General features: G+C 51.6%; 16 protein-coding genes. 11 read left to right on the forward strand and 5 right to left on the reverse strand.

The window, feature by feature from the left end:
• The first annotated feature begins 108 nt into the window (after positions 1 to 108).
• A complete protein-coding gene (locus KIN_RS21415; protein ID WP_159811017.1) occupies positions 109 to 1,050 on the forward strand; it encodes a tyrosine-type recombinase/integrase in 942 nt (313 codons plus the stop codon).
• A 275-nt stretch (positions 1,051 to 1,325) separates the two neighbouring features.
• Here KIN_RS21415 and KIN_RS21420 read toward each other — a convergent pair whose 3' ends face one another.
• Positions 1,326 to 1,811 (reverse strand): hypothetical protein, encoded by a 486-nt coding sequence (locus tag KIN_RS21420; RefSeq protein WP_159811019.1) that lies wholly within the window; start codon positions 1,809 to 1,811, stop codon positions 1,326 to 1,328.
• A 38-nt stretch (positions 1,812 to 1,849) separates the two neighbouring features.
• Positions 1,850 to 2,266: a hypothetical protein gene (locus tag KIN_RS21425; protein ID WP_159811021.1), complete on the reverse strand. Its 417-nt coding sequence runs from the start codon at positions 2,264 to 2,266 to the stop codon at positions 1,850 to 1,852.
• A 471-nt stretch (positions 2,267 to 2,737) separates the two neighbouring features.
• Here KIN_RS21425 and KIN_RS21430 point away from each other — a divergent pair, with 471 nt between their 5' ends.
• On the forward strand, positions 2,738 to 3,802 hold the full coding sequence (locus tag KIN_RS21430) for a hypothetical protein (protein ID WP_159811023.1): 1,065 nt from the start codon (positions 2,738 to 2,740) through the stop codon (positions 3,800 to 3,802).
• 194 nt (positions 3,803 to 3,996) lie between these two features.
• On the opposite strand, the gene KIN_RS21435 is transcribed toward KIN_RS21430, so the two are convergent.
• The 3 genes from KIN_RS21435 to KIN_RS21445 form a co-directional block, all read right to left on the reverse strand.
• Positions 3,997 to 5,451 (reverse strand): tyrosinase family protein, encoded by a 1,455-nt coding sequence (locus KIN_RS21435; protein ID WP_159811025.1) that lies wholly within the window; start codon positions 5,449 to 5,451, stop codon positions 3,997 to 3,999.
• Between the two features lie 197 nt (positions 5,452 to 5,648).
• A complete protein-coding gene (locus tag KIN_RS21440) occupies positions 5,649 to 7,181 on the reverse strand; it encodes a pentapeptide repeat-containing protein (protein ID WP_159811027.1) in 1,533 nt (510 codons plus the stop codon).
• A 46-nt stretch (positions 7,182 to 7,227) separates the two neighbouring features.
• Positions 7,228 to 8,979 (reverse strand): DUF8508 domain-containing protein, encoded by a 1,752-nt coding sequence (locus KIN_RS21445; RefSeq protein ID WP_159811029.1) that lies wholly within the window; start codon positions 8,977 to 8,979, stop codon positions 7,228 to 7,230.
• 240 nt (positions 8,980 to 9,219) lie between these two features.
• Here KIN_RS21445 and KIN_RS21450 point away from each other — a divergent pair, with 240 nt between their 5' ends.
• From KIN_RS21450 to KIN_RS21490, 9 genes are all read left to right on the forward strand, one after another.
• The gene (locus KIN_RS21450) at positions 9,220 to 10,158 is read left to right on the forward strand and encodes a tyrosine-type recombinase/integrase (RefSeq protein WP_159811031.1); all 939 of its coding nucleotides are present in this window, start codon (positions 9,220 to 9,222) and stop codon (positions 10,156 to 10,158) included.
• 276 nt (positions 10,159 to 10,434) lie between these two features.
• Positions 10,435 to 11,634 (forward strand): DNA cytosine methyltransferase, encoded by a 1,200-nt coding sequence (locus KIN_RS21455; RefSeq protein WP_159811033.1) that lies wholly within the window; start codon positions 10,435 to 10,437, stop codon positions 11,632 to 11,634.
• On the forward strand, positions 11,618 to 12,802 hold the full coding sequence (locus KIN_RS21460) for a DNA cytosine methyltransferase (protein ID WP_159811035.1): 1,185 nt from the start codon (positions 11,618 to 11,620) through the stop codon (positions 12,800 to 12,802). Before KIN_RS21455 ends, KIN_RS21460 begins: the two co-directional genes overlap by 17 nt.
• Positions 12,783 to 13,646, forward strand: coding sequence for a Bpu10I family restriction endonuclease (locus KIN_RS21465; protein ID WP_159811037.1), 864 nt, complete (start codon positions 12,783 to 12,785; stop codon positions 13,644 to 13,646). The genes KIN_RS21460 and KIN_RS21465 overlap by 20 nt, the downstream gene beginning before the upstream one ends.
• A gap of 19 nt (positions 13,647 to 13,665) precedes the next feature.
• Positions 13,666 to 14,544, forward strand: a complete 879-nt coding sequence (locus KIN_RS21470; protein ID WP_159811039.1) for a Bpu10I family restriction endonuclease — start codon at positions 13,666 to 13,668, stop codon at positions 14,542 to 14,544.
• A 442-nt stretch (positions 14,545 to 14,986) separates the two neighbouring features.
• On the forward strand, positions 14,987 to 15,931 hold the full coding sequence (locus KIN_RS21475) for a toll/interleukin-1 receptor domain-containing protein (protein ID WP_159811041.1): 945 nt from the start codon (positions 14,987 to 14,989) through the stop codon (positions 15,929 to 15,931).
• Between the two features lie 239 nt (positions 15,932 to 16,170).
• Complete coding sequence (locus KIN_RS21480) at positions 16,171 to 16,623, forward strand: hypothetical protein (RefSeq protein ID WP_159811043.1); 453 nt, start codon at positions 16,171 to 16,173, stop codon at positions 16,621 to 16,623.
• Between the two features lie 257 nt (positions 16,624 to 16,880).
• Positions 16,881 to 20,945 carry an NACHT domain-containing protein gene (locus KIN_RS21485; RefSeq protein WP_207710161.1) on the forward strand — a complete coding sequence of 1,355 codons (4,065 nt, stop codon included), beginning with the start codon at positions 16,881 to 16,883 and terminating at the stop codon, positions 20,943 to 20,945.
• Positions 20,946 to 21,128: 183 nt separating this feature from the next.
• Positions 21,129 to 21,725: a DUF6088 family protein gene (locus KIN_RS21490; protein ID WP_159811047.1), complete on the forward strand. Its 597-nt coding sequence runs from the start codon at positions 21,129 to 21,131 to the stop codon at positions 21,723 to 21,725.
• Positions 21,726 to 21,772 lie beyond the last annotated feature (47 nt).

The raw sequence follows: 21,772 nt of genomic DNA on the forward strand, positions 1-21,772 counted from the left end.
TCGCACCCCACTGTTGCCAAAGCAAATTTGCTCGATTCCTCTGCTGTCTTGAAGGGGTTTGAAGTCGTCGGAAGCAGATGACGGCCCCGGAACTGCAAGTGAGGGAATATGACCGCAATACGGATCGATGATTTTGAGACCTACTGTCGCGAACAACTTGGGCTAAGCAGGCATAGCCTTCGAGCCTATCGGCAAGATCTATCCGCATTCGAAAAGTTCAAAGGGAAGGCGAAGTTGAACGATCCACCCTCGGCAGCTGACATTATCAGCTTTCAGAAGGACCTCCGAGAGGAACAAGGAGCGAGCCCGGCAACGATCAGGCGGCGATTGGTGACGCTAAGGTCCTACTACAGCTGGCTTAGGGAAAATGACGCCAACTTTCCATCACCCTTCGAAGGTCTACGACTGGACATGAGGGTTCCCAAACGCCTCCCCCGTCCAGTCGACCGTCCCACACTCGGTGCCGTATTCAGGTCGGCCCAGCACATCGTGCAACTCAACCCCAGCGATGAGCTGTCCGTGCCGAGGGATATTCCAGCTGCGATGATCACTGGTTTGATAACGAGGCTGCTCATAGTGACCGGCCTACGTATTGGAGAGCTGACTTCGCTCCGTGTGAGTGACGTAACCGGCGCCGCGACGCAAATCCGTGTCCGAGGAAAGGGTGACCGAGAACGCACCGTATATGTTGCCAATGATCGCCTCCAAACTGACTTCAGACGCTTCTGGGAAGATCGCTGCGACACGGCCGGATCGCAGGCATGGCTGTTCACTAACACGATGGGAGATCGCCTTACACCTCAGGCGTTTCGAAAGAGGTTAAGAACGCTCTCCAAATCACTGAGAATAGAACCCCATCTTACCCCGCACCGATTTCGGCACTCGGCAGCAACTCTACTCATTGAGGAAGGCGTTGATATAAGACTGGTCCAACGCTTGCTAGGACACGCCAGCATTGCGACAACGGAGATCTACACCAGGGTCTCGGACAACTCACTCAGCTCGGCGGTGTCCGCTGCCGACACCTTGGCCAAGGTCGACGCCTACTGAAAAGCCCTTCTGCTTTCCATTTCGGCCCAAGTTTTAAGTTCAACCGCCGCTTTTTCTCGGGCCGAAAACGGAGAGTTGGCGCTGTTTACCACCCAGTGCGCAGTCCAGACTTCATTTGGCAAGCCTCGCAAACCGGTCTCGAAGAGTACGCGTGGCTTGCCAATCAAAATTGAGGAAACGTGCTTTTCCCCTACATCAAGGTCTTGAAGCAATAACTTCGGTAGAAGATCACAGGTATTGAACTAAGACCTCTTGGCATCTCTTTCCGATGGCTATCACTCAGTTGATGGTTCTTTGCCTTCAGACTCGTACAAACCAATAGTATCAGCCACACTCCGTACGGTATCGCGAATGAACTCTGACTGGTACAAGGCAAATGTAGCGATCGCTGCGGCCAAAAATGCGCCCAATACGCTCTGAATCACTCCTACAGAAAATGGCCAGAATCCGCGCAGCTTAGATACCTTAGTGTCGATGTTCGAAAGGTCTTGTCTTGTGTGAGTATCCAGGACTTGATCTACAGCAGGAGCGATTTCACTCAGATACTCTTCTTGGGCGCTGGTAAAAGTTCCATGTATCGTGTTGTTTGTGGTCCCTGCTACAATTCTATCAAGTTGATCAGGTGTTTTTCCCCAAGCATCCTGATCGTCCATGAAAGCCACGAGTACATGTGATGCTTTTGCATTGTTGTTGCCGCACCGCTCGTTGATGTCCTGCCGCAGATCGTCAAACGTGCGGAGCCCTTGTGCCCCGTTTACCACTCTCTATACCCCTGTGTAGATCGTTCCTTGTGAGGCGTTTAAGCCGCCTCTGTTCCCGCCTTCTTGTACGCACGCGAGTTTTTCTCAGCAGCAGTTTTCCTCATTTCCAGCTCTACAGCGATAGGAAGAGGGATATCTGATGTAAAATATGATATATTCTCCATGATAGCAGAAAACTTCTTTAAAACGCGCAGAATTGCTTCCCGTCTTCTTTCGGGCAACTCACTGTACAGCTTTTCTTTCGAAATAACGATGGCGTTTTTTATGATTTGGTTGTGAACATCAACACCTACGACATCGTCTCTGATGCAGTCACATGCTGCCAAGTTTGCCAAAAGCTCGTACTTCTGGGACCCTTCAGTCGCAAGGATTGCATCGCGATCAATAGCGATAAACTGGTTGTCGTGCGCCCTGGTCTTGTGACCAAGTATGCTTGAAAAATTTTCGAACATCATGCTTGAACGAACACTAAGGCTGCTCACCAATGACAAAGAGTGCCCAACATCGCGTCAAGCACAATTTTGGTTGATCATCTGATAGGCAGAGTGTATGTCATGAGGGTCATGTTGATCGGCGAGATCTTGACAATTTCGCGCTCTCGACATTCTGGCGGGTGTCGGGAGCGCTCTCATGCTGTACACTTACTAGCGTTTCATGGCTCCTCAAACTAGTGGTCCGTACCCAAAAAAAAGAGCTCCCAAAACATAGGAGCACTTTCAACAGTGGATATGAAGTGTTTATATAGGATTACCATAGTATCCGCACCGCACTTCAGACCGTTGCATTTCGTTAGTTGCGACGCACGTTCTTCCGAAGAAATCGCGCGCTACAGCACTCTCTTCACTTAAACTAATGGCTCTACTCCGAATCCGCAAAAAAAATTTGCGAACGCAGATCGACTCTGCAAGTCCTCTTCGGAAGAAGATTTGCAATCTATCAACTTTCTTCGTAAACAGGCCTTCATACGGCAGAAATGTGACCCAAAGAAAAAGAAACACGAAGTACACCATTGTATGCAGGGACGGAAAGAAATAGCTCAATCAGTTGGTTTATCCACTGCAGACTGGTTCGAACAGCTCGCTATTGAACTTAAGCTGAGCCAATCTGCCCTCCGCGCTAGAATGAAGGACTATAGAGCTTCAAACCGAGTTCTTGAAGATGTCAGAGCGCAGTACCCTACTGAGCGAGGGATTGAACTGTTCGGTAAGACCTTTCCGCAGATCCATACGATTGACTTTATCCTGTCCTTCATCACTTCGACATTCAATGAACGGGAAATCAACGAGCTAACTTTTTTCAAGTTTGGAAAGCGAGTAATTGATCAGTCTCGTCGACGTCATGTGCTGTCTGTCACAAAGTCGTTGGACGCCGAGAACCTCCGCCGTGGCGAGTATTGGAAAGCCCGGCAAGAGCACATTAGAAATGTACTATGCGGAACTTACATTCTGTTTCGGCCGAGTCTAACGGTTAGCGGCGATAAGTCCTTCCGGAAAGTGTATACTGAAGTGATGCACATCAAACCCAACACACATTTTCCTCAAGTACTTGAGGCCTATTGGCGCAGATGGACACAACAACGTAGGATATTTTATACCGGAAATTTCTTCATAAGTTCGAATTTTCTATATGGAACATTCGTCAACCGCTCTAGCGACGAAGTGTTAAAACCGGTGAACATAAATATTCTTAGTAAACATGCTCAAAGATCAAGCTTGCGGCGGTTCATACTGACCGGCTCCCTAACCGGTACAGATTTTACTCAAGAGAAGATTATACACTATCCTATTGCCCTAAAGAGGACTTTACCCGAGCATATTCCTGATCATGACCGCTTTCTCGGTATCGAGAAGATCAACGACGAGAATTTTTGTGAATTTGCTGACCTGCTGCTTGACCACCCCAAGACGCCGTTCGACACATTTGAGATGCTCTCATTCATCAAAGAACATCATGTTGAATTCGGGGCGTTGTCATTGAACAACCTAAAGTAATTCTTTGACTGCAAATGTACTGCAAGCTTTCTCACTACGACGAGACGAGAACAGCAGCCATCTTTTGGATAGAGCAATTGTTTGTTCACTTCAGTGTGCACGAAAAGCGCAATCCTACTTCCTAGTTATCGTTACTAATTCCTGCCAAAGACTATTGCCCCCTCGAAGTTGGCTTTCAAGAGCCTCTCAGTAGATCACTCACTGACTTCCAGTGGGAGCCGTGCATTGATGCGCGGGGTGCCTGCAGAACTGATTGGGAATTCGCGGGTTCGTCCCTCCATGTCGTAGGCAAATATCTTCACGTCTAGATTCTTGCCAAGCAGCTTGTTGATAGGAACCATAATATCAAGATTGATCAGCGCGTTTTTTCGACACGTCGGACAATCGTTGGGTTCCGTTGATTGGAAGAAAGCTCTGGCGGCGACAGATTTTCCATCTGCCATCAACTCTACCCGAAACGAGCCCGGGATTGCCAATCGATCAATGTCTCTGACGCGTACGGACATCATCGGTTCTTTCGCGGCCTTGAGACTACGTGTCGCCGCTAGACTCCCGAAGCTTGAAGCAAAAACTAGGGGCGTGGCCGCAGTTGGTTGGGTGTATGTGACATCTAACGCATGAAGATTGATTGTTTTGTCAGCCGTCATGAAGCTAGGACGCATTCGGTTTAGGGGCGCAGCGAAAAACGGCTCGGTCGACTGACTTATAAAGGTACTCTTAAATGTCCAAAGAGTCGTCGCCTGCATGATCTGTTGCCACCGCCACCACAGCCGATCCCAGTTGGCGTGAAAGAACCAGAACAAGGGGTCAAAGGATGCAACGTTTGCGGTAGCCAAACTGGCGCCAGAGGCGGGGTGACCGGTGTCATGAGCACTTTCAATTGTTCGATTGAAATCCTCCCAGCTCGACTTAGTCATTGCATCATCAATCGTCGCCAGGACACCATCATCCTTAAAACTCTTCTCGAGTTGCGCAGGCGTCTTGCGCTTTGTCTCATGCCCCTTTGGATAGCTTGGATGGACTGCTTCGGGGAGGGTGTAGCTCTTGAATGGCTGTTTGTTGATCCAGGCAGGAGGCCTTTCAGAGAAATCCCAGTACGGGAGCGTCACATCTTCACAATCGGGTACCGATCGCATCGCATTTTCGAACCTTAGAAGATAGGCGCGGTGCCACATATGATAGTGAGCCGTGTGATGTTGGCAGTAGGCGTCATTAGGAGGTTGATTGGGGAACCAATGGACGCCAGCAATCTTGAAGTAGCTCTCATCATCAGTTGGATCGCGATCCATCATACCTTGGAAGGCTTTTTTGACGAGCTTGACCTCGTCATCATTTAGCTCCGAGAGGCTTTTGCGAACTCGACCAACTTTGCCCGTGCTCGGCTTCTTGGGCTTTGGCTCGCCTCTCGGATGGCCGTTGGTAATCCAATTCAGAAAGCTGTCAGATTTGTCTTTGTCCCAGCGGCGCGCTTCTGGTTTCGGCATCGTGGCGTTTGGGGGTAGTGTTATAGAATACACTTCAATGTCAGCGTCCTTTAAGCCTTCATAGGTAGTGTAGTCTTTGCCCCGTGGAACCATACAGTTATGATCTTCTTCCTCAAAGAAGTGCCGGATGTGCTCCATATATGTTGGGTTTTTGATGACCGCCATAAACGTCTTGCCTCTCAGGATCTGACAAAAGGAATATCAAAATAATATCCTCGTACTCTATCGATAGTCTCTCCACCTCTCAACCGGTGCTGTAGGCGTTCCCACCGAGATAGAAGCGGCAACTCATGACCGCGGTTGCCAAAACGTGATCGACCAATTTTTCCGAACTCGTACGACTTTTTTCGCCCGTACTGGCTCTAGTCAATAACGCAGTTAAGCAAAGAAGCATCATACTCACTTAGCAGCCATGTGGCGTACTGCGAAGCGTATTGATCCGAAGCCCCTACTAGTTCGCGAACAGCTTGGAGCGATGGCAGTTCAATGTCATTACATCGCTCCTCAGTAATTTCGACGGCCCCAATCTCTGAAAAAAAGCGACGGATCGTATTTGCCGTAGCGCTCAGTTTTTCGGAGGGCCTTACAACCATAAAGACTTGATTGTCTTCATAGCGCCAGAGCCGATGAAACGGCGTATTATTGGGCCCGAATTGCCCAAGAAAATTCACACCGCCTTGAACCATTGCAATTCGAGATGCGCCGTCGTTAACGTCCAGAATTGCATGCGATAAATTGGCACCAGTAAGCCAATTGAAGGAACGAGCATCCATCCGGTGCTCCGCGAGGCTAGCAAAGAACTTTCCCTCACTCAAAACCCCAGGACGCGGTAGAATCGCCCCTTGAAGAGAAGTTCGGGAAAAGTCGACGTTACTTATGTCAGCGTCCCGAAGGTTGGCATTGTTTAGCACTGTCTCGCCAAGATCAGCCAGAACGGTTGGAGCACTGATATCAGATGGAGCTATCTTCAAACCGCGAAGGTCTGCGTTTGAGAAGTCCAACCCGCTGGGAAGACTTTCAAAAGGAAACCTAGTCGCAAGTAGAAGCAAAAGCAGTTGACCGCGTTCGGGACTAAACAACACATCCTCAGCAAAGCGTTCCTCAGGCGGCAACCTTCCGTAGAGCTCTCGGTTTTCTTCAGTGACCGTGCTATTTGGGCTTTGCTCGAGCGTCGATCGCAGCGTCGCCTTCCATCCATCTACCGTCGTATCAGGTGCATACGGCTCGGCAAGATTGATCACTGCTTGTATGCGCGCGGCCAAACTAGGAGGAACGTCCCAGTCCTGTGAAGCATCATTGGGCTGGAGACGATCAATCTCTGCCAACAAACCTGGAAGCTGCGCCGCAAAAACGGAAGAAACCCGAGTTGCCTTGGCTTCAAATATTTGCTGTTGGATGAGTGTGTTTTGCTGATCAAGCCGATCAATTTGACGGTATGCAACGACAATCGTTCCCAAAGAAACCACGGCACCTGCCATTGCCACCACTAAAGCCAATGTCGCACTTGTCGCCAGCCATGCCGATCCAGCGGAAGCCAACGACTGGACCGATGTCGGAAGAAAGTTTGCCAGTTTTCCGGCTGCTTCAGGGCCTTCATCGTTCTTTGGGAAGTAACGCTTAATAGTGATATCAACGATTTCCTGAAGTTCACTGAACCATTCGGAATTCGCCAATGATTGACGCAGTTTCTCTTCAGCAAGATTTATGAGAACGATCCGAAGAAGCAGAAACAGAACAAACGCTGCAAGACCGGCGATGATACCCACAAGCATCGCCCCTTCCAACAGTTCCCCAGACACGTTGATGAAGAGCACGGTAATGGCCGACCCGGCTGAAAGGCCCGCGAGCAAGAGCCCAAGCGTCTTTAAAATCCGTGTCAGGAACGATGAAGGCATTGTTCTGCTCCTTTGCGGATTTTTTCTTAGGCTAAGCTTCCCTAGCTCATTGATCGAAGCTCAGTATGACCAGTTTCGGGTCATGGTCGCTTATTCGCTCGGAATCTGGCTGCACAGAATTGACATGCAATGCGCGAAGCTCGGCGCTTTGCTCTCCGTTAAGGAAGACGACAACATGATCCAAAGCCTGTGAGTTGCCCTGAAATGAATAGCTAACGCGCTCTAAGGCAGACTGCTCGATCGTGAGATTTTTGCCATTTGGAACACCTCCCGACAAAAGTAGAAGCGGTGCTTCGAACCAAAAGCTATTGAAATCTCCGAGAACGACAGTTGGTTGGTCGACACCACTCCCAGACAATTCGCGCAGATACGATCGAACTGCGCGCGCCTGATCTGTACGCTGCAGAAGAGAACGGTCACTTGGTGGTTGCACTGTGCCATATAAGGGATCGCTACCCCCTTTCGAGGAGAAATGGACATTGACGATGTTTACGATGGTGTTGGCAAACTCGAAGGATGCGGCAAGCGGGAGGCGAGACCGTACAAACGCAGGCGCTTCAATGGTCTCCAGGGAACCTGGCACTAGCGCAACCCGTTCTGGATTGTACAAAAAAGCCACCTGTATGTTGCCACCGGGCTGTCCGCCGACTGCGTCGTCTTCAGGATCAAATGAGGCAGATTCGTATTGGGGACCACCTGCGTCAGCGATTGTTTCTAGCAGCGTTTTAAGGGTCAGATCAGCCGACACTTCTGCACTAAATTCCGCTCCATCGCTATCCTGAACCTCTTGAAGGGCAACGATGTCAGGTGAACCCAGGTCCTGAACTATGTGCGTAGCAATACCGGAAAAGACACCGTCCGCTATATCATCGTCGATCTCATCGGCATCAGGCACACGTTCGAGAGCTTCGATAATAGGATCTAGGTTTTGTACATTGTAGCTTGCGATTGTCAGTTGTGAGTCTGTGATGTCGGAAAGCTCGATTGAGTGCCTCGGACGTGGATTCTCGGACACTTCTCCTGCCTCAATCAGGATCAATTCGTACAGGCCCCTGTCATAGGACAGGATGCCTTGCAGAAACTCGAACGTGTCTCCGATTCCAACCTGGAACTTTGAGTCGTTGGCCAGAGAGCCTCTTAGCTGGATCTGAATGATCTCTGGGTTTTGATCTCCTGGCGTCAAAGAGATACCGCCGAGTGAATTCATGCCTGTCGCCTGCTGACCTACTTCTGCAACAACGAAGAATTCCCCAAATTGGTTTGTAGGTCCAACAACGACAGGTCTCTCAAGTCTTAGCAGAGCCCCTTCCAGGCTTTCGTAAAAGGCCATTCCAGATACGTTGGGGTTACCTTCCGCGAATGGTGCATAGACAGTCTCCGTGGGTGGCATTCGGCCAAATAATCCCACAATGACGGGTTCAACCTCGTTGCCACTAGACTGCAATTGAACGACTGCATTGCGGATCGACGTGATAGGAAGAACGTTGTCACCAAATGGTGGCCGTTCATCTACCTGGCCCTCCACAATCACGAGGTCCCCGACCGAATAACCATGACGCGGTCTCCGGACTAGGATCGCGTCAGAAGTAGCGTCGTCGCCATCACCCACAGCATCGAAGATATAGAATGAGTCGCGGGCAACGTGTGTAATCACACCTTGCGTCCGCACAAGAGAACGCAGGTACGGCGACTCGTGTCCAGCTCCTTGAATTTCCGGGATGGTCAACTCTTCAGCAGCGTGCGCTACAGCCGCACAAGAAAGAAAATGAAGCAAGAGCGCAAAACGAAATTGGGACATCGGAACACCTTCAAGGTCAAAAACTAATCTTTGTAGAATGCTCTACTGGCTTGCTCCTGGCAATGTACTAAGGAAAAGGTGCGGTCTAGCCATTCGCTGGTTTGCAGAAAACAGGCCAGGTCCCATTCCACCTTCTCGGTACCATAATGGGTCCCATTATCGTTACCGCGTCAGCGGGTGATTTCGAGAAGCTGACCGACCCGTGCTGAACTGCCAGAACACCATTCTCAGGAGTTCAGAATGCCTCGCCTCGACCATACCGCCTTCGTCAATGCCTGCCGCGATGAACGCGGCGTCGGACATCACACCTTGCGGGCCTATGCCCAGGATCTGCGCACTTTCGCCCGCTTCACCGAGACCCACCGTCTCAGCGACCCGCTGTCGAAAGACGACATCCTCGCCTACCACCGGCACCTGCGCGACGCGTTGAATGCAAAGCCGGCGACAATCGAGCGGCGTCTGGTGACTCTCAAATCGTACTTTGCCTGGCGCGAAGATCGGAACAGCGCCCTGCCATCCCCGTTCGCGGACGTCCGTATCTCGGTGAGAATCCCGCGGCGCCTGCCGCGCCCCATTGATCGCGATATACTCAAAGCGGTTCTCCAAGTCGGTGACGGCCCGATCGCCCCGCCATCGAAGCCGGGCGAGCATGACGCGACACCGGCCTCTGAGATCGCCGTCACGCCCCTGATCATCAAGCTGCTGATCGTGACCGGCCTCCGGATCAGCGAGCTGACAAATGTAAAGGTCCGCGACGTCTCGCATGACGGAAGCCAAATCCTCGTTCGAGGAAAGGGCAACAATGAGCGGATCGTCTTCGTGCCAAACCGCGAGTTGCAGGAAGAGCTCAAACACTACCTCATGGCTCGCTATGCACAGTGTGGCTCTTCCGAAGCTCTGTTCCTGAACACGGAAGGTCGCCGGCTCCGTTCGGCCACGTTCCGAAAGCGTTTGCGGGCCCTGTCCAGGCGCCTTGGCATCGAACCCCATCTGACCCCACACCGGTTCCGGCACTCGGCCGCGACGCTGCTGATCGAAGAAGGGATCGACATCCGCATGGTTCAGGCGCTCCTCGGGCATGCGAACCTCAAGACGACCGAAATCTACGTGCGGGTTTCAAACCATGCGCTGCGACGCGCTTTGGAACGGGCGGATATTCTGGAAGTCCTCAGAAACTAGGGCGGGAAGCTGACCTTCGCTGCGGTCGCTGTATGTCCTGACCAATTTGCCGAAAGCTGACTTTCGTCGCGCTGGCGGGAAATCTTCAGTTTTCCCTTCAGAAAGGCATAGGTAGCGATCAACTGTTCTGGGTCGCCGCAAAGAAATTATTGTGATTGAGCACTCTACAAGCCGCCGAAAGGCCTGAAAATGTCAACTGGTTGTTGACCGGGCGACATACGTCGGTAGATGTTGTGGGTGGTGGTTGTCCGTTCGCGTCACCCAAAAAAGAGCAAAATGGAGGTGGCATTGGCTTTGAGCGTGGTTGATCTGTATGCAGGCGCAGGAGGTCTGTCGCTTGGCTTTGCCCAGTCTGGCTTTCAACTTGAGAAAGCGGTTGAGATAGATGGATGGGCCGCTGACACCTACCGTGCCAACTTGGGAGATCATTTGCGTGAGAGCTCCGTTGCGGACTTTATCTCGGCGGAAGGACATCAATACACAGGCGTGGACGTACTCGTTGGTGGCCCGCCCTGCCAAGGATTTTCAATAAGCGCTAGATCAAGATTGGGATCGACGAAAGACGACCGCAACGAAGAGGTCAAAAACTTCGTGATGGCTGTCAGAAAGCTAAAACCTAAGTATATTGTTTTTGAGAATGTACCACAGTTTGCTTCTTTCCAGGATGCCAACGGAAAAACCTATAGCGCTTACTTAAAGTACGAACTTGAGAAGTTGGGATATGGGTTTTCTGCAGGCGTATTGGATGCAACCAAATTTGGCGTGCCACAGAACAGGAAACGTTTCATTGGCATAGGCGTTCTGAACAAGGGCGAGCTCGTCGATCGACCTTTCCTAGACTCGCTCTCTTCGAGCGTGATCTCGAAGAATAGACTTGTAACGTCTTGGGAGGCAATTTCCGACCTCCCACCAGTGGAGCCACGAACTCTCTCTGAAGATGCGGTTCAATCATTCCATCAATCACCGCAAAATGAGTATCAGCTGGAAATGCGATCCGACTGCACTGAAATTCATAACCACATTCCAATGCGCCACACACCTCGGTTGGTCGAGAGATTTAAGAGGATCGAACCAGGGGAAAAGGGTATTGACGTTTGGGCGGAAGCGGCTCCTCGCAAGCGTAGCAACGGGAGTGCTGAAGGTACACGATTTGATCAGAACCATCGAAGGATGGAGCCGGACAAACCATCCCCTACTATCACGGCTCATATGTACTCAACGTGCTTGCACCCCTTCCAGCATAGAAACATTACCGTCCGGGAAGCGGCCCGCCTCCAGTCCTTTCCTGATCACTTTCGGTTTTTCGGAAAGAGGACCACTCTGTCCAAGAAGTTACTTGAACGAAAAGGCCTGCACGAAGACACCAAGCTCAGCCAATTGAACCAAGTGGGCAATGCCGTTCCACCCAAACTCGCACGCGGAATCGCTGATTTCATCCTTAGTGAAGAGGGGTTCAAGCATGCTAACTGCGCTTGATCTGTTCTCGGGTGCCGGGGGGTTCTCTTTGGGAATCGGTTGGGCTGGCATAGAAGTTGTAGCCGCAATCGAGCACGATCGCTTTGCAGCGGAAACGTACAGGAAAAATCACCGCAATACGCAATTTTTTCAGCGTGACGTAGCTGGCCTGTCCGATAAAGAAATCAAAAGCCATTTTGACGGTGTTGAGGTGCTTTTTGGTGGCCCACCATGTCAAGGGTTCTCCGTTGCAGGACCATCGCAATACAATAAGTCGGACGAAAGGAACCGCTTGATCTTTGAATTTGAACGGTATGCCAGAGTTTTGAGTCCTCGGTTCATAGTTGTTGAGAATGTCAAAGGTGTTGTTAACGGACGGCTCGGAAAACGGCGCGGCGCTTTGACTATGCTATCAGATGCCCTTTCCGTTCTAGGGTACCGGTGCGAAATCACGGTTGTTCGAGCAAGCAATTTTTTGGTGCCGCAAACCAGAGAACGAGTGTTTCTGTTTGCTCATAGAGAAGATTCTTCGTTGGGATTCGAGCGGTTGTTGGAGAAGCGAAGGACACCAGACGTAGTCGCTTCATGGGAAGCGCTTTCTGACCTTCCACCTCTTGGAGCTGGCGAGGGTATCGACGGCGCGCAAAAATACTTCAAGAAAGCAGGGAACCAGTTTCAGAATTGGGCGAGGAAGAATTCGAGCGAAGTCCGAAATCATATGGCTATGAAGCACACCAAGAGAATAATTGAACGACTTCAAGTCATCGATCCGGGACAGTCCCTCAAGGATGTCAGCACCAAGTACGGTCAAAGGAAAAGAAATTCTCAGGATGTCGATGTAACAAAACGGTACAAAATGAATTGTTTTCGGATTGACCCCGCTGGACCTTCAATAACCCTTCCAGCTAACTTTCAAACAATTCATGTTCATCCTTTCCAGGACAGAATGCTGACGGCTCGAGAAGGTGCGCGCCTCCAGTCGTTTCCAGATGACTATGTTTTCTACGGCCCGCGAACTCTGATGAGCCGAAAGCTTCTTGAGAGAGAAGGGCGCCAGGATGAAATCGGTCTGTCACAGTACAACCAAATTGGCAACGCAGTTGCTCCTCGAGTCGCTTTCGCTATCGGCGCGGCGCTCGTAGAAGCGAGCAATCAAGAAGAAGATATGGATGTCGCTGAGTTTGCGTGATGAAGTTGAGGCGCGGAAGCTCGACGGTGCTTCGCCTCACTGCAACAACCTTCTGCATCAGTTTTCGGCCAAGAGCGCGGCACATGGAAAGTCCTCCGCAGCATTGGCTGCACTCACCCCAAAGTTTTTGCAGCTATGCGATCACGTAGACGGCGTAGACTTAAAAGACGATGATTTCTTTAAGTCGTCCGCTTCGCTGCTGGATGACTACATGGCTGGGATAAGGAACCTGGGTGCCGGTGTCTTCGTTAGCCAATCGGACTTCATTACTAGCGTCGTTCCAGAGTTCTTTTTGCGAATGTTTCATGTGTTGTGCGCAGACTACGAGCAGCTATTCGCCTCCGGACAGAGAGACATCGCCATCGATGTCTCGTTTGACACAAGGATGCCGTCGCTGTTGATGCCCAAAATGCAACGCGTTGACCTTGCGATAGGTTATGTAACCACTTTGACTGTCGGAGCACACGCAAGCACGCCCCTATTCATACCAATACTTGCAGCAGAGGCAAAAACGTACTTCGACAAGAATATGATATCTGGTGTCGATTTTTCTGCGACAGCTATCAAGAATACGTTCCCGCACTGCCAGTACCTAGCCATGAGCGAATTTGCAGACTTCGATCTTCAGGCGTTAAGTTATGCAGCGAGCTCAATCGATGAGATATATATTCTGAGACATCAAAAGAGATCGGATTTTAGAAAATCAGGTTTAGCCAAGGGAACTTCTTGGGAGAACGTCAAAGAGATCGTGGTCGGTGCTCATCGTGCAATAAGCATTTGTGAAAAAGAACGATCCTCCATTCATGACCGATTAGCGTCTGGCGTGCTAATCAACGAGAGCTGAACGAAAGAATGGCGACAAAATGACAAAAGTGGGGGCCATAGCCAGCATAGAAAGTCTACCACATGGTAGCTTGCTCTTGAGGAAGTCAGCCGAAAAAGCTGTCCTTGCCCCCGCTCTCGCCGCCTATGAAGCCTTTGTGAAAGCTGTATCCGCGCTGGAGATTAAGGATGATGCTTCGGTGATCCAGCTAGTTGGTGCATTCAACGCATACAGGCGTGCCGCTATTCCAATATTTGAAGCTGGCAAGAATGTACCCCAGGAAAACCTGAGATCCACGATGATGGAGGAGCTATATGCTTGGCTATTCAAAGATATATTCGAGCTCCTCGAAATCGATCAGCCGCTGAATTTTAAGCTTGGAAAATCTACGAGCAGCTATGTTTCATTGACGTTCGCACCGCATAACTTTGCAAGTATTTTCAATGACCCCAATCCAAGGATAGCAAAAAAGGATCAAGACTTCGCAATCGGCGCTACCTTTCAGTTGACTATTCAACCAGAAGGAGGGGAAAGCCCCATTAAAAGTGGGATTTTGATCCCCATTGTTGCAATCGAATGTAAGACTTATCTTGCGAAGAACCATCTAGACATGTGTGCTTCGACTGCTGCGAGCATAAAGACTGCGGCCCCCTATTGTATGTATGTCGTGTCCGCGGAATTCATCAAGATGGACAAAGGAGTCTTTCCTGAACTGACCGATATATCCGAAATCTTTGTTCTTTGCCGTGCAAAGAACGGAGACAGAAAGAAACGACGGGATGCGGGACTGCCTCCGCATGATATCCATGCCGACCTAATCTGTGACCTTTTTAATCGCGTGATCGGGCACCTGCGTTCGATTTGGTGGGACCCTGACTCTGCGCTCAAGTCTGGTCGTGTGATACAGAGACCGTTCTAGCCGTGGGCGCACATGCGGCACGGCGGATGGATGGTTTCGATCTGAAGGTTGTTTACTGTAGCGAGGGGTTCTGCAGGCAGAGACACAGGCTGGTCCGTACAAGACAGTCTTAGGCATCATCCCGAAGATCGTAGTTCCAGGTAGCGTGAGAGCAGCCTCATCGTATATTTGCAACTGCAGCGAATGTCCCCTTTGAATTACGCACCGCAACGTTATCGGTGGATGGCGTATGGCCGCTATGGGCCGGTTATGACAAATTGCTAACGGCCCATTCCTGCCGTTGGCCTAAATTATTCGCGCTGCACTGCAGCATTACAAGAGCAGACATTGGTTGGGAAGTGATACCCCACTTGCGAATTGCGCAGTAACTCCCAAGTGTTGGTTGCCGATCTAGACGCGCCTCGATAAATTAGAACAAAATACAAACATTTCGAGCAGACACATGAGAGCTTTCATTTCTTACTCCCATCGAGATGCAGACGCACTTGACCGCCTGCATGTTCATCTTGCGAACCTTCAGCGGGAAGGTCGGATCGAAACATGGTACGACCGCGAAATCTTGGCGGGTGAGGTATTGGACGATGAAATCAGCGAAGAGCTAGAGGCGGCTGAGCTTTTTCTGTTGATGGTTAGCCCCGACTTCATAGCGTCCAACTATTGTGTCGAAAGAGAGATGCAACGAGCCTTGGAACGGCACGAAGCGGGCGCGGCACGGGTTGTCCCTATCATCGTCGAACCATGCGACTGGGCTGCAATGCCTCAGCTCCGACGTTTGAAAGCAGTGCCGAAGGACGGTCTGCCGATCTCCGAATGGACGAACGCGAATACTGCATACCTAGATGTCATACAGGAAATTCGCCGGATAATCGATGCGGGTGTGTCGAATGCACTCGATTCAACTGCTGATGAAGAACAGCCAGCAACAACGCCACAAGCCGCCCCTCGCTATCGCGTTCAACGCGACTTCGACGAAATCGACCGCAGTGAATATCGCGACGCCGCGTTCACTGCGATCAAGGACTATTTCAAGCTGGCGATTGGTGAGATAGACAAGGTCGAGGGGCTGCGGGGCAGATTTGTAGATCGAGGGGCGAACTCCTTTGGCAGCACCGTTGTCAATCGTGGCAGGCAGCATGGAACGGCGCATATCACAGTGCACTGCCGAAACGCGGGGTTCGCGTTGGGTGACATCTATTTTTCATTCAATGAGAACGCAGCAGACAATACGGCAAACGGCGGTTTCAACGTCTCGTCCGACGAATACGAACAATTCCTAGTTGTGACTATGTCAATGTTCGGAAATGAGCCTAATCGGCTAAATCCTGAACAAGCTGCAGAGTACTTATGGAACCAGTTCATTGAGCAAGCAGGCATTAGTCATGCCTAAACTTGCTCGCTTTCGCTGCAACAATTGCGGTCACCGTTTCGAAACCTCGGTGCTTAGCAAGGACGAACAACGTGAAGCTCGCCGCGACAATCGCCCGACCAAAGCTGTACATTGTCCCGAGTGCCGTCGAACCGACATTCGAAAGGGTTGGGATTAGTGGGAATGCGAAAGTCGAAACTGCAGGGCCATTCATAATCATTCCAGTTGTCGCCCATGGGCCATTATTCTGAGAGAAAGAAATGCTGTCGCCAAGTGAATTCACAGTCGGAAAAGTCGGTACCGCAATGCCGCTCAGCTTAATCCTGCCTACCTCAAAGTATGAGGAAACGTTGCTGGTTGGCCAACTCGACGAACTGCCGACGGCGGTGTTTCTTTCAGGGCAGCATAAATCGATGTTCTTCAAGACCGAGGGCAACGAAAGCTGGGGTGGACTGATTATTCCATCTGTACGAATTGAGATCGATGAGACTAGCTTCGTTGACGAATACTCCTCTGAAGCGCCAATGCTTTCTGTGACTAGGACCGACACAAAACTTGTTGTGGCGGCGAGATCAGAAAGATCGTTCGGTCAAGTCCAAATCACCTTGCACGAAGGACTGGATTCAACGGGAGAAGCAAAGGCTAAGTTTGCGAATTGGCAGATTGTTCTTGGGAAGGGTCAAGACAAGCGTGTCTTGTGGACCGCGACATGATCCATGTCCCATTTGAACGTCGTTTTGCGCCCCCATCAGAAGAGCAACTGCGTGACCCTGACTATTTATCTATCTGGGGGAGTTATGAGCACGGCTCCCTACGCTGGAGCGACCTCTATGCTTACCGCTGTGTCGTCGTCTTAGGTGAGGGGAAGTGTGGTAAGACCCATGAATTCAAGCAGCAAAAGCAAGCGCTCCAGGATCAGGGACAAGCTGCGTTTTTTGTCCCACTTGAATTGCTTCAAGACGGAGAGTTTTTGGACTCAATCACCGCGGAAGAAGAGCAAGTATTTCAGCACTGGTTAGAGGCATCTGACGCAGAGGCAGTGTTCTTTTTGGACGCGGTCGACGAGTTGAAGTTGCGCAAGGGCACGCTGCGGCGTGCATTGCGAAAAATTCAGGCTGCTATCGGAGCGCAGACACACCGGGTGCGCTTCTTCATTTCATGTCGACCAAATGATTGGGCTGACGAGCTGGATTTTCAGGTTGTGACCGCTTTGGTTGCGCCGAGAGAAAGAGCCGCCGAGGTTACTGAAGCTCCAGCAGGTGAAGAAGTCTTCACGGCAGTGATTGCACGAGATGGCGGCCCACCCCCTGGTGATGGGGAGGAGGGGGCCAGCGGCAGGGAGGAACCTGTAAAGGTTTTCGCGCTTTTGCCGTTATCTAGAAATGAGATCGTTGAATTTGCAGGTCTTTACGCAGCGGATCACGCTGATGTCTTTGCCCAGCACTTGGAGGAAAAAGAGCTCTGGCATCTCTACCAATTGCCTGCCGACATCATGGCTGCGCTTGATCAGTTGGCAGTTGAAGGGCGTCTGGGCAACCTACAAGAACAATTGGTGTTTGGCATTGGCCAACGTCTTCGCGAAATCTCTGACAAAAAGCGCAACGATCTAAGCTTAGAAAAAGGCATGGAAGGGGCCGAGCGGATTGCGCTTGCGCTATTCCTTATGAAGCGCAGGTCAATCTACTTTGCTGCGCCTGGCGGTGACGCGGAGGGGGTCAGTGTCGCCGACATCCTGCCTGACTGGTCGAACGATGAACAGATTGAGTTGCTTGGCAAGTCCTTGTTTGATCCCACAGGTGTCGGTGCTGTGCGCTTTCATCATCGGTCCACGCAGGAGTTCTTGGCCGCACAACGCCTTCAGAAGCTGCGTGAGCAAGGCCTTGCGACGAGCGACCTATACCATCTGTTGTTCGCGAGTATTGGCGAAGAACGAGTGATAATTCCGAGCATGGAACCTGTGGTGGCTTGGTTGGCGTTGTGGAACCCCGACATTCTGACTGAAGTCAAAGAGCGGAACCCTCTCTTACTGTTCCGCCAAGGAATACCCGCGATTCTAAGCCTCGAACTGCGCGCGGAACTGCTGCGCAGGTTTGTTGAGCGATATTCTGGCAGCGAATGGCGCAGAGTCGGCGTCGGGCACGCTGAGTTAAAACGTGTTTCGGCACCTGAGCTGGCGCCGTTGGTGCGAGAGTTATGGGACCAAGCGTATTCAGGTCACGACACGCGAGAGCTGTTTCTCGAGTTGGTGTACCTGACGCCAATGGCCGATTGCGCCGATTTGGCATTTCAAGCGGCCTTCGACGAGAGCTTAGACTACCACCATCGGACATATGCTGTCTGGGCTGTACTTAGGTGTGGAACCATTGAGCAGAAACGCGAAATCGGAGCGAGTATGGTGGCGGGCGGTTGGCCTGAGCGGGTTGTGCGAAATGCGCTGCCTGATCTGTTTCCTGAAGCTATTGAACTGGAAGAGTTTCTGACGCTTGCACGGTCACTAAACGAAGTGCCGCGTTCCGTTCATGGCCTGGGCTACGCCTTGCTTCAGGCGATAAAGTCGGATGCCATGAGCGTGGAACAAAGGGTCCAAGTCAGGGACGACTTGGTCGACGCAATTTGGGCGAACCGCACCCAGGAAAGTCGCGTCTACCAAGCGCATTCAAGCTATGATCATTTCGTTGATCCTGTAATCGCGGCTTGCCATCTCACACCGCCGAGTACCAGAGAAGAAACCGCAAATTGGGCGTGGAGCGTGGCGGTCGCATTTCATTTTGGTGAGCGCCGCAACAGCATTATCGCAAAAGACGAGACCGAAGAGCTGAGAGGGTTGTTGTCGAGCAATGTAGGACTGCGTGAGGGCTATTTTTGGGCGTGCTTTGAACTAGCGGAAGCACTCGAAGCGCCTGAGAACGATAGGCAACGAGCATTTCGGACCGACTATGGTGGCACGCTCAGACCGTTCACAGATGCAGACATTCCCTGGCTTCTTCAGGCGCTCGCGCCCGAGGCAATAGTGGAACGGCGTGGGGTGGCGTTTCATATCCTTCGCTCGTTCATTTGGAATGGAGAAAATCCCAACCTCGCGGCAGAGATTGCGGAACTGGTTGCTGATCGGTCCGACCTGTCTGACAAGCTACAAAGAACCCTAAACCCTCCACCTCAAGAACCCGACGAGCACGAAATTGAACACCAAAATTGGCAGCGCGAACGTGAGATCGAAGAAGCTGAGCGGCAGGATGGTTGGAAACAATGGCGGCAGGAGGTCCTTGCTGCTGAAGATCTAATGCTGGGGGAGGCAAACCGGGAAAACACGCTATACAATCTGCACAAAGTCATGCAGCACACGGAACGCGACCACAATACGTGGGGATATTGGGATGCACAGTTTGTTGAGACGGCGTTTTTTCCGGATTTTCTCGCCGGTGTAAGGGAAGGTCTCTCTGATTTCTGGCGACGCACCGACGTGTCGCTGTTCAGTGAGCGCGCGGAAGAAGATCGGAACAGCTATTCAGCCGCCAGCCTTATGGCACTTGCTGCGCTCAAATGTGAGGCTGAGACCGCGAATTGGGCTGAAGTCCTTTCGCATGATGAAGCGGTTAGGGCGGCGCGTATTTCAACATTGGAGCTGAACGGTTTCGGAGCCTTTCTGCCTCAGTTGGAAGCGGCCCGCCCAAACGCCATCGAAGAAGTCGTTGGGGCAGAAATCAACCGACAACTTGCTAGCCTGATAGATGTAGGACGCGCGCCCATTTTGCACGACGCACTCCACCATGGCACACCATTCATGCGCGACATCGCAGCCGCAGCGGCTACAGATAGCCTACCGGCATTTGAGAATGCGATGGAGCAAAATACCCAGACCGACCTCAAATTCGCCTTCGAACTGATTGCTGGCCATGGCACGGATGAGGCCATTTCGAATGCCGTTGGAGCGATCCAAAATCATATCGACACATCCAACCAAATGACCGCTGAGAGCCAGCGGTTCTGGCTGAAAATGTTGACCCAACTGAACCTAGAACAAGGGTGCGAAGCCGTGCTGGCAGCGACCGCTGACTTATCAACGCAAGAGTCCCGAGAAGCTGCAATTTCAATACTTGCCGCTATCTTCGGTGATCGCCACTGGGGTGGGCAACCGAGTTTTTATGGGGTGGAGAATGGCCGTCGCCTCGATTTGTTGGCCCAGCTGGTGATAAGAGCCTACCAAACTGTGCGCCCGCAAGAGGATCAGCACCATGAAGGCACCTTTACACCGAACACTCGCGACCACGCTGAGGAAGCACGCGGTTACCTTCTGAACACACTTATTTCGACGAAGTCGCCGAGAACGCTGTCGGTGCTTTACGAATTGTCCGCAATGCCCGAATTCGCGCATCTGACTGACCGTTTGAAACAGATGGCTACAGAGTTGGCGGCGAACATATCGGAACCCGAGGCCATGAATGGCTCGGTATTCCGAATATTCGACCAAGAGCGGAACTACCGCGCCTATGACGACCCATCTCTATTTGCGGTCATGAACCACAGGTTGGCAGACTTCGAACACCACCTGCTTAACGACGAGCAGACAACAGTAGCGACTTTGCGAAAGGTGGAAGGCGAAACAGAGCTGCGTCAATTCCTTTCATACTGGCTGACCCAAAACGCTCGAAGTGCATACAGTGTCACACAAGAAGCCGTCGCAATTGCTGAAAAACGAACAGACATCCGATTGCACGCAGCCGGTTTGGACCGATACGCTTCTATAGAAGCGAAGTTGGATGACGCAAGACATCGATGGAGCGGAAGCCAACTGAGAGACGCTTTGATCGACCAACTCGTGGGGCGTTATCTGAACCATGAGCGGTGTCGAGTTGGCTGCCTCTTAATCTGTATACGCGAACCGCGGCAATGGGAGCATCCGGACACCGGCGAAAGAATGGATTTGGAAACGACGATCGCCTGGTTGCAGAGCATTGCCAACGCGATCATGGACGAACGTTCAGACCTGCTGCTTTCGGTGAAAGGGATCAATTACTCCGTGACTGCGAACGAGTAGATATCTGCGCCGATCGAGCCGCTATTTGATGTATCCACGACTTCGATGATCAAAGTCCGCTTTGGAGCTTCCCGAGTGTCTCCGCTGCAGAGCGGCGAATTCACACTTTCCGCCGTCTTTGCCAAGACTCTCCAACTTGATCTTCAGAAAAACATATCTTATTTTCTGACATGGAGTTGAGCCATGATCATGTCGAAAATCAAGCAACGCATCGTTCGAAAGGGCCGGGGTGCCATCTTCGCGCCGTCGGACTTCTTCGATATCGGATCACGCGCGAGCGTGGATCAGGCACTGTCGCGTCTTGCAAACCAAGGTGTGATCCGGCGGCTGACGCGTGGGCTCTACGACTACCCAAAGCTCAGCCCCCGTTTCGGTGCCTTGGCACCTTCTGCTGACGACATCGCACGCGCCGTTGCCAGCAAGGATAACCAGGTTCTCCAGCCCTCCCCTGCCATGGCGGCAAACCAGTTGGGTTTATCCACCCAGGTCCCGTCCAATCCGATCTACATGACCGATGGGCCCACCCGAACGAAGAAGATCGGACTGCAGGTGATCCAGTTCCGCAATGCCTCTTCGAAGACATTGGTCGGTGCTGGTACAATGGTAGGGACTGTTTTCCAGGCGCTTCGGTATCTCGGCAAGGACCGCGTCGACGATCAGGTGATCGGTAAGATCGCCCACACGCTGGATGCCAAGGATCGTGCACAGCTTGCAAAGCAAAGCCGGCATGTCCCGGCCTGGATGCATCCGGTCGTCCAGCAGATCGTGGCATATGTTTGAGCATGAAGGTCATTGCGCACGACACGAGTATAAGCCCGAACAAACGG

The sequence above is a fragment of the Litoreibacter roseus genome, assembly GCF_009811795.1.
GTDB classification, from domain to species: Bacteria; Pseudomonadota; Alphaproteobacteria; order Rhodobacterales; family Rhodobacteraceae; genus Litoreibacter; species Litoreibacter roseus.

Bases quoted from the DNA above. Each gene is read 5' to 3' on its own strand.
- KIN_RS21455 (WP_159811033.1), top strand. From the start codon at position 10,435: ATGGAGGTGGCATTGGCTTTGAGCGTGGTTGATCTGTATGCAGGCGCA.
- KIN_RS21475 (WP_159811041.1), top strand. From the start codon at position 14,987: ATGAGAGCTTTCATTTCTTACTCCCATCGAGATGCAGACGCACTTGAC.
- KIN_RS21425 (WP_159811021.1), bottom strand. From the start codon at position 2,266: ATGATGTTCGAAAATTTTTCAAGCATACTTGGTCACAAGACCAGGGCG.
- KIN_RS21440 (WP_159811027.1), bottom strand. From the start codon at position 7,181: ATGCCTTCATCGTTCCTGACACGGATTTTAAAGACGCTTGGGCTCTTG.
- KIN_RS21450 (WP_159811031.1), top strand. From the start codon at position 9,220: ATGCCTCGCCTCGACCATACCGCCTTCGTCAATGCCTGCCGCGATGAA.
- KIN_RS21470 (WP_159811039.1), top strand. From the start codon at position 13,666: ATGACAAAAGTGGGGGCCATAGCCAGCATAGAAAGTCTACCACATGGT.
- KIN_RS21445 (WP_159811029.1), bottom strand. From the start codon at position 8,979: ATGTCCCAATTTCGTTTTGCGCTCTTGCTTCATTTTCTTTCTTGTGCG.
- KIN_RS21465 (WP_159811037.1), top strand. From the start codon at position 12,783: ATGTCGCTGAGTTTGCGTGATGAAGTTGAGGCGCGGAAGCTCGACGGT.
- KIN_RS21415 (WP_159811017.1), top strand. From the start codon at position 109: ATGACCGCAATACGGATCGATGATTTTGAGACCTACTGTCGCGAACAA.
- KIN_RS21480 (WP_159811043.1), top strand. From the start codon at position 16,171: ATGCTGTCGCCAAGTGAATTCACAGTCGGAAAAGTCGGTACCGCAATG.
- KIN_RS21460 (WP_159811035.1), top strand. From the start codon at position 11,618: ATGCTAACTGCGCTTGATCTGTTCTCGGGTGCCGGGGGGTTCTCTTTG.
- KIN_RS21490 (WP_159811047.1), top strand. From the start codon at position 21,129: ATGATCATGTCGAAAATCAAGCAACGCATCGTTCGAAAGGGCCGGGGT.
- KIN_RS21435 (WP_159811025.1), bottom strand. From the start codon at position 5,451: ATGGCGGTCATCAAAAACCCAACATATATGGAGCACATCCGGCACTTC.